We start from the raw sequence: 8293 nt of genomic DNA on the forward strand, positions 1-8293 counted from the left end.
CCTCGCCGGCCGGCACCGCCATCCCCTGACGACCGTCTCTAACGGAAGGTGCCGGCGTGGTCCTCGGCCCACTGGCGGAAGCTGCGCGGTGCCCGGCCCGTCACGTCCTGAACCGTCGGCAGGACCCTGGCGCGGAACGGGCCGGCCGCCGCGCGTGCGGACAGCACCGCGTCGACCACCTCCGCGGGCACCCGCCGGGCCATCGCCGCCCGGGCCTGCTCGAGGCTGAGCTCCTCGAAGCGCAGCGGCCGGCCCAGGACATCCGCGAGGACCGCGACCTGCTCGGCGGGGCTGATCGCCGCCGGGCCGCTCAGCGGCAGCACCGCGCCGTCGTGCCCGCCCCTGAGCGCCGCGACCACCACCGCGGCGATGTCCCGTGGGTCCACGACGGACGCGCGCAGGTCCCCGAACGGCGCACGGACGACGCCGGCCTGCCGTACCGACGACGCCCACTCCGCCGCGTTGGACATGAACCCTCCGGGCCGGACGATCGTCCAGGCCGGCCCCGCGTCCCGCACGGCGCGTTCCCCGTCGGCGTGCCAGCGGCCGAGGAGCCCGTCCGGGGCCTCCTCGGCGGCGAGGGACGAGAGCGCGACGAGCCGGGTCACCCCGGCCTTCGCGGCGGCCCGCGCCAGGTTGGCGTCGTGCTCGGCCTTGCGCGGCCCGACCGACAGCAGGAACACCCGGTCCACACCGTCCAACGTGGACGGCAGGCTGTCCGGGTCGCCCAGGTCGCCGGCGACGAGCTCGACATCCGGCAGCAGCGTCGCCGCCCGTGCCGGGTCCCGGGTCAGGGCGCGCACCGGCTCGCCCGCCTCCAGCAGCTGCCGCACCACCGCGCGTCCGACGGTGCCCGTGGCACCGGTCAACAGGATCGTCATGCGTCCGTGTCTAACCGCACCCCCTCCAGCCCCGCTGGAGCCCCGCGCGGCGCGGCCGGGGTCTTGCGCGGCGCGGCTGGAGTGGAGCCGGGCTCCATGGCTGCTCCAGTGGCCACTCCTAGCGTCGGGGGAGCCGCGTCCGACGACACCTGGGAGTCCACAGTGGAGCTGAACCCCGCCCCGATCCTCGACATCGCGTCGGGTGCCCGCCGCGCGCGGCTGCTGTTCGCCGCCGCCGACGTCGGCGTCTTCGGCGCCCTCGCCGAGGCGCCCGCGACCGCCGAGGAGGTCCGCGCGAGGCTGGGGCTGCACCCGGCCGGCGTCGGCGACCTCCTCGCCGGGCTGGAGGCGCTCGGGCTCGTCGAGCGCCGCGACGGCCGCTACCACAACGGTCCCGCCGCCGGCCGCTACCTGGTGCCCGGGCGGCCCGAGTTCCTCGGCGGGTTCCTGGACTTCCTCGACCACACGCTGCACCCGGCGTGGGACGGCCTGGCCACCAGCCTCCGTTCCGGCGAACCCGCGAACGTGCAGGCCGGCGCGGGCGACCCCTACGCGCCGGTGCACGCCGACCCCACCTCGCGGACCGCGTTCTTCGACGCGATGGACGTGCTCAACGCGCCGATCGGCGCGGCCCTCGCCGAGCTGGACTGGAGCGGCTTCGAGCACGTCGTCGACGTCGGCGGCGCCCGCGGCAACATCGCCGTGCACCTGGTCAAGGCGCACCCGCACCTGCGGGTCACCGTCTTCGACCTGCCGGACGTGCGGCCGGCCTTCGAGGCGCACGTCGTCGACAACGACCGGGTCACCTTCGCCGGCGGGGACTTCTTCACCGACCCACTCCCGGCCGCCGACGCAGTGCTGTTCGGTCACGTGCTGCACAACTGGCCGGTGCAGCGGCGCCGGTTCCTCGCGCAGGCGGCCTTCCGCGCCGTGCGGCCCGGCGGCGCCGCGTTCGTCTACGACCCGATGCTCGACCCCGACCGCCCGCAGCTGCCCAACGTCCTCGCCAGCCTCAACATGCTCGTCTGGTCCGCCGGCGGCGCCGAGTACACCTTCGCCGACGCCGCCACCTGGTTCACCGACGCCGGGTTCGCCACCGTCTCGCACGCCCCGCTGGTCGCGACCACGAGCCTGCTCACGGCGCGGAAGGAGTGAGGCGGTGGCCGTCCGCGTCGCCCGTGACCCCGACGTCACGCGCAAGGCGCTCACCGGGTGGCTCGCCGGCCGGTTCGGCGCGCCCGACCTGCGACTCGGGCCGGTGACCGTGCCGCCGTCGACCGGCTTCTCCGCGGAGAACCTGGTCGTCGACGCCGCCTGGACCGGCCCCGGCGGTCCGGCCCGGCGCCGGCTCGTCGTGCGCGTCGCGCCCACCACCTACCGGCTGCATCCCCGGCCGCGGTTCTGGCGGCAGTACCACGTGCAGCGACTGCTCGGTGAGCGCACCGACGTGCCGGTCGCGCCGGCGCTCGGCTTCGAGCCCGACCCGGAGGTCCTCGGCGCGCCCTTCTGCGTGCTCGGCCACGTCGCCGGGGTCGTCCCGGCGGACCTGCCCTCGTACCATCGCGAAGGCTGGCTGCACGACGCGCCTCCCCCCATGCGGGCGGCGGTGTGGCGGCACGCCGTCGACGTCCTCGCCCGCATCCACCGCGTCAACCTCCCGCCCCTCGACCTGGGGCCGTCGGACTCGGCCGCACAGGTCGAGGAGCTCGCCGCGGACCTCGACTTCTACGGCTGCGCGACGGATCCGCACATCCGCGCCGGGATCGGCGTGCTGCGGGCGACCGTGCCGGCGCAGGCCGGGCCGCCGGTCCTGCTGTGGGGCGACGCCCGGCTGGGCAACATCGTCTTCGACGGCACGTCCGTGGCCGCCGTCCTCGACTGGGAGCTGGCCGGGCTCGGCGCACCCGAGGCCGACCTGGCCTGGTTCCTGCACCTGGACCGACACCTCAGCGAGGGCATCGGCGCCGAACGACTCCCCGGACTGCCGGACCGCGCCGCGACCGTCGCCCACTGGGCCCGCCGGGCCGGCCGCGTGCCGCATGCGCTCGACTTCCACCGGGTGCTCGCCGCGGTCAGGTTCGCGGCCGTCACCGCCAGGGTCACCGCCCTGCTGACCGGGCACCGCCTGGTCCCCGCCGACTTCCCCCTGCACCGCAACGCGACGCGCCTGCTCGCGACCACACTCAAGGAGGTCGGCACATGAAACTGTCCATCCTGGACCAGTCCCCGATCGGGACGGGCCAGTCACCCGCGCAGGCCCTGCGCAACACGGTCGAGCTCGCCGAGCTCGCCGACCAGCTCGGCTACACCCGCTACTGGGTCGCCGAGCACCACGCGATGCACTCCCACGGCGGGAGCGCGCCCGAGGTGCTCGTCGCCGCGATCGCCGCCCGCACCAGCCGGATCCGGGTCGGCTCCGGCGGGGTGCTGCTGAGCCACTACAGTCCGTTCAAGGTCGCCGAGGTCTTCCGTACCCTCGAGGCCCTGTACCCGGGCCGCATCGACCTCGGCATCGGCCGGTCCGCGGGGTCCAGCCCGATCGAGACCTACGCGCTGCGGGGCGCGTCGTCGTTGCCGGACGACTTCGACGACAAGCTCGTGCAGCTGCTCGCGTTCCTCGACGGGAGCTTCCCGCCCGGGCACCCGTTCCACGACATCGTCGTCACCCCGACCGGCACCGGACGCCCCGAGGTGTGGCTGCTCGGCTCCAGCCCGCGCAGCGGCGCCGTCGCCGCCCAGCTGGGCCTGCCCTACGCCTACGCCCACTTCATCAACCCGGCCCCGACCCGCTCCGTCTTCGCCGACCACCGGGCCCGCACCGGCGGCTCCGGCAAGGCGATCCTGGGCATCGGCGTCTACTGCGCCGACACCGACGCCGAGGCGGAGCGCATCTACGCCACCCAGCGGGCGTTCCGCAAGCGGCTCACCCGCAACGACGTGCGCCCCGTGCCGACCCCGGAGCAGTCGCTGCTGGAGCTCGCCGACGGCGACGACCCGCTCGGCGCGGAGCGCTTCGAGTTCCCGCGCTACGTCCACGGCACGCCGGACCGGGTCCGCGACCAGATCCTGGCCATCACCGAGGCGACCGGCGCCGAAGAGGTCATCGCGCTCGCCACCATCCACGACCACGCCGACCGGCTGCGCTCCTACGAGCTGCTGGCCTCGGCGTTCGCGCTGCAACCCGCGCTCGCCTGAGAGGATTCCGATGCGTTTCGGTATCAACCTGTTCCCGACCGTCGGCCCGTCGGACAAGGCGGCCGTCGAGTACTTCGACGACGCGCTCGCCCTGGTCGAGCTCGCCGAGCAGCTCGACTACCACCACGTGAAGACGGTCGAGCACTACTTCTTCGCCTACGGCGGCTACAGTCCCGACCCGGTCACGTTCCTGGCCGCCGCGGCCGCCCGCACCTCCCGGATCCGGCTCATCACCGGCGCGGTCATCCCGGCGTTCACGCACCCGATCAAGCTGGCCGGCAAGCTCGCCATGCTCGACAACGTCTCCCACGGCCGGCTCGACGTCGGCTTCGGCCGCGCGTTCCTGCCCGACGAGTTCGCCGCGTTCGGCATCCCCCTGGACGAGAGCCGCCCCCGCTTCGACGAGGGCGTCGCCGCCGTCCGTCAACTGTGGACGACGACCGATCTCGTGTTCGATGGGCAGTTCCACCGGTTCGGACCGGTCACGCTGCTGCCCCTGACCTACCAGCGGCCGCACCCGCCGATCCTCGTCGCCACCGCGATCACCCCGTCGTCCGCGGCGTCCGCCGGTGCCAACGGGTACGGGCTGCTGCTCGTACCGTCGATCAACAAGCGGGAGAAGGTCCAGGAGATGATCGCCGGCTACCGCACGGCCCGCGCCGCCGCGGGTCTGGACCCCGCCGGTGGGGACATCCACCTCAGCTACAACTGCTACCTGGCCGAGGACGCCGGCGAGGCGTACCGCAACGGCCGCCGCTACTCCGAGTGGACGAACGCCCGCCTGCTGGAGGCGGTCTCGGCCTGGGGCGTCACGCGCAGCTCCGGCTACGAGGGCTACGAGAACATCGTGCAGAAGGTGTCGTCGGCGGACTTCGACAGCTCGCTGCGCGACAACAAGGCCCTCGTCGGCACCCCCGCCGAGGTCGTCGACCGGGTCACCACGATCCGCGACTGGTTCGGCGACGTGACGATCAGCCTGCAGGTCGTCTCCGGCAACATGCCCCTGTCCGAGTCGCAGCGCACCATCCGCCTCTTCGGCGAGCAGGTGCTGCCCAAGTTCAGCTGACCGGCGCCTGGATCAGCGCGCGCATGATGTCCCGCGGCAGGGACGGGTTGGCCGCGGCCTCGGTGACCCCGTCGTCGAGGAGCGCGAGGAGCGTCCCGGCATCCAGGGCGGGGTGCCGGGCCGCGGCCCGCCGGGCCTTCTCGTCGGCCAGGCATGCGGCGAGCGCAGGCCCGGTGGCGTTGGGATGCCTGGCGATCTCGCGGAGGGCGAGCTTCGCCGGCGGCCGCAGCGTCGCGATCCGCAGCAGCAGGTCCGCGGGGCAGGCGGGGTTGCCGGCGAGCGCGCCGGCGACCCGGACGCCGTGGGCGGTGAGCATGGCGTGCATGCGGGCGGGGGAGACGCGGGGGTTGCGCGCGACCGCCTGGAGCACCGCCGCGTCGGGGTCCGCGGCGAGGGCGTCGACGAGGTCGCCGGGCAGCCCGGGGTGCCGCGCGGCGAGCATCCGGACGGCCGGCGACTTGGAGGTGGCGAGCTGCCGCAGCTCGTCGGTGCCGGCGGCCGCGATGCGCGGCAGCGGCGCAGGGCCGGCCTGGTCGGTGCCGGCCTCGATGTCGGCGGCGAGGCGCGACAGCGGCGTCGGTCCGGGCCGGGTGGTGGCGGCGAGGCCGGTGAGGATGTCGAGCGGGACGTTCGGGTTGTGCATGAGGCACTGCTGCACGCCGTGCGCCGGGTCAGTGGCCATGCTCCGCAGCGTGGCGACGTCGACGGCGGGGTTGGCAGCGATCGCGTAGCGGACGAAGGGCACTGGGTCGGTGGCGAGGCGGGCGTACTCGTCCTGCGGCAGGTCCGGCCGGGCCGCGACAGCCCATCGGACCCAGTGGTCCGGATGCCGCGCGAGGTGCGCGAGTGCCGGTGCGGGAGTGGAACGGTTCGCGGCCGTCTCGCCCTGGACGACGGTGTCGCTGCCGTCCTGCGCGAGCGATGCCAGGACCTCGCACGGCGTGGCCTCGTTGTGGGCCAGCGCCTGCCGGACCTGGTCGTGCGGATGCCGGGCCAGCCGCTCGGCGAGCGCCGCGGTCATCGCGGGCGACAGCGCGGCCTCGGCGACGACGTCCATGTCGGGGTCGTCCGCGAGCCGCGCCACCACCTCGGCGGGGGTGTGCGCGGCGGACGCCAGCAGCTGGCGGATCCAGGGATCGGGTGACGTCGCGTGCGCGTGTGCCCACTCCGGCGGCGCCCCGGTGGCATCCAGCAGCGCGGCGACGACCCGCGTGTCCCGCCCGTCGGCGTCGGCGGCCCGGAGCTGTCCATTGTGGACGAGCCGGACGGCGGCGCCGGTGCTTCGTGCCGCGATGGCGCGGACCTGGGCGGCGGACAGGTCGTCCCGCCGCGCCAGGTCACAGAGCAGCTCGTCGTCGCCGGCGGCGATGAGCGCGTCGAGCAGGTCCGCCGGCAGGGCCGGGTTCTCCGCCAGGCCGTTGAGAAGTCCCACCCGTGCAGTGTTCCGCCCGGCCCTGCCCGACGCGACCAGTTTCGGGCCGGCTCCTCGACCGGTCAGGCGGCGAGGAAGCCGGCGACGGCGGCCGCGAACGCCGCGGGTTCGTCGACCCACGGGTAGTGGCCGGCGCCGGGGATGGTGACGTGGCGGGCGTGCGGGAGGCCGGCGGCGGCCACGTCGCCGATGCGGACGCCGGTGAGGGCGTCGCGGTCGCCGGTGAGGACCAGGACCGGAGCCGGGACGGTGGCGAGGTCGTCGAGCCAGCCGGTGGAAGTGCCGGCCCAGAAGCCGGCCCAGGCGTCCAGGGCGAACCCGGTGCGCTGCGTCGCGGCATGGGCCTGCTGGCGGGCGTCCCAGCGGCCGTACGCGGCGGGCGTGTAGCGGTCCAGGACGTCGAAGACCTGGGCGGGCGGGGTGTCCGGCGGCAGGCTCAGCAGCTCACCCGCGGCGGCGCTGACCGACGAGAACCAGGGGGCGTCGGTACGGGTGGCGAGGATGTCTCCCACGTCGTCGCCGCCCTTGCCGTACAGCTGCGGGCTCGGCGCGACGAGGATCAGGCGGTCGATCCGGGTGGGGTGCGCGGCGGCGTAGGCGCTGGCGACGACCGAGCCGGCGGAGTGGCCGAGGAGGTCCAGGCGGTCCAGGCCGAGGTGGGCGCGCAGTGCCTCGACGTCCCGGGCGAGGCTCGGGTACGCGTAGGTGGCCGGGTCGGCCGGCTGGGGCGAGGCGCCGGTGCCGCGGGCGTCGTAGCGGATGAGGGTCCGCGACGCCGACAGGCCGCCGAGGTCCTCGAGGTACCCGGCGGCCCGCGGACCGCCTGGGACCAGGACCAGCGGCGGCCCGTCGCCGATCGACTCGTAGTGCAGGACCGTGCCGTCGTAGCTGGTGAAGGTAGCCATGCAGCGACGCTACGAACGGCCGGTCGACACCCGCTGCAGTCCCGCTACAGCGCGAAGCGCAGGACCGCCTTGCCGTTGACCTTCCGGTCGCGCAGCGCGTCCCAGGCCGGTGCCGGGTCGGACCACGGCGTCGTGAGCGCGACCTGCGGGTCGAGCCGGCCCTGCGTCACGAGGCCGACGAGCGTGGCGAGGTCGCGGCCGACCGGCTGCCGGCGCGTCTCCTGGAACAGGTGTAGGTACCGCAGCGACACCCCCGGCCGGAGCCGGCCCCAGTCCAGCGGGAGCCGCAGCGGCTCGCGGGTCGTGTTGCCGTAGCTGACCACGACCCCGTCCTCGGCGACCGACGTCCACGCCTGCTCCAGGGCGGCACCGCCGACGCTGTCGAGGAGGACGTCCACCGGTTCGGCGATGGTCTCGCCGTACCCGCCGACCGCCGCGGCACCGAGCTTCACCAGGCCGTCGCCGCGGCCCGCCGCACCCACCCGGGCGATGACCCGCGCGCCGGCGGCGGCCGCGAGCTGCACCGCGACCCGGCCGACGCCGCCGCCCGCGCCGGTCACCAGGACCGTCCGGCCGAGCAGCCAGCCGGCGTGCCGCAGGGCGTAGAGGGCGGTGAGGCCCGCGACCGGCAGCGCCGCGCCGGTCGTGTCGGGGACCGTGTCGGGCAGCGCGGCGAGGTGGCCGGCGGGGATCGCGACCCGCTCGGCGAACCCGTCCCGCCCCGCGAGCCCGACGACCCGCGCGCCGGCGGGCGGCCCGGAGCCGTCGGCTGCGGCCCGCTCGACGACACCGGCGACGTCCCAGCCGAGCCGCG

At 75.4% G+C, this 8293-nt stretch carries 8 protein-coding genes; 4 read left to right on the top strand and 4 right to left on the bottom strand.

All coding sequences use genetic code 11. From position 1 onward, the window contains the following. Positions 1-38: 38 nt before the first annotated feature. Positions 39-881 (bottom strand): NAD(P)H-binding protein, encoded by an 843-nt coding sequence (locus AB0J72_RS52620; RefSeq protein WP_363414714.1) that lies wholly within the window; start codon positions 879-881, stop codon positions 39-41. Positions 882-977: 96 nt separating this feature from the next. Here AB0J72_RS52620 and AB0J72_RS52625 point away from each other — a divergent pair, with 96 nt between their 5' ends. Genes AB0J72_RS52625 through AB0J72_RS52640 form a run of 4 tightly spaced genes read left to right on the top strand, consistent with a single transcriptional unit; the run spans position 978 to position 5142 of the window. Continuing rightward, positions 978-2036: a methyltransferase gene (locus AB0J72_RS52625; protein WP_363414717.1), complete on the top strand. Its 1059-nt coding sequence runs from the start codon at positions 978-980 to the stop codon at positions 2034-2036. Positions 2037-2040: 4 nt separating this feature from the next. Beyond that, positions 2041-3084, top strand: coding sequence for a phosphotransferase family protein (locus AB0J72_RS52630; protein WP_363414720.1), 1044 nt, complete (start codon positions 2041-2043; stop codon positions 3082-3084). Further along, positions 3081-4076: an LLM class flavin-dependent oxidoreductase gene (locus AB0J72_RS52635; RefSeq protein WP_363414723.1), complete on the top strand. Its 996-nt coding sequence runs from the start codon at positions 3081-3083 to the stop codon at positions 4074-4076. Before AB0J72_RS52630 ends, AB0J72_RS52635 begins: the two co-directional genes overlap by 4 nt. A gap of 10 nt (positions 4077-4086) precedes the next feature. Continuing rightward, positions 4087-5142, top strand: a complete 1056-nt coding sequence (locus AB0J72_RS52640; RefSeq protein ID WP_363414726.1) for an LLM class flavin-dependent oxidoreductase — start codon at positions 4087-4089, stop codon at positions 5140-5142. Here AB0J72_RS52640 and AB0J72_RS52645 read toward each other — a convergent pair. From AB0J72_RS52645 to AB0J72_RS52655, 3 genes are all read right to left on the bottom strand, one after another. Further along, a complete protein-coding gene (locus tag AB0J72_RS52645; protein WP_363414729.1) occupies positions 5135-6574 on the bottom strand; it encodes a hypothetical protein in 1440 nt (479 codons plus the stop codon). The two genes, AB0J72_RS52640 and AB0J72_RS52645, sit on opposite strands and share 8 nt — an antisense overlap. Positions 6575-6636: 62 nt before the next feature. After that, on the bottom strand, positions 6637-7479 hold the full coding sequence (locus AB0J72_RS52650; protein WP_363414732.1) for an alpha/beta hydrolase: 843 nt from the start codon (positions 7477-7479) through the stop codon (positions 6637-6639). Positions 7480-7523: 44 nt separating this feature from the next. Next, on the bottom strand, positions 7524-8293 hold a 770-nt coding region (locus AB0J72_RS52655), incomplete at its 5' end, for a zinc-binding dehydrogenase (protein WP_363414735.1).

It is taken from the genome of Dactylosporangium sp. NPDC049742, assembly GCF_040674675.1.
Lineage (GTDB): Bacteria > Actinomycetota > Actinomycetes > Mycobacteriales > Micromonosporaceae > Dactylosporangium > Dactylosporangium maewongense.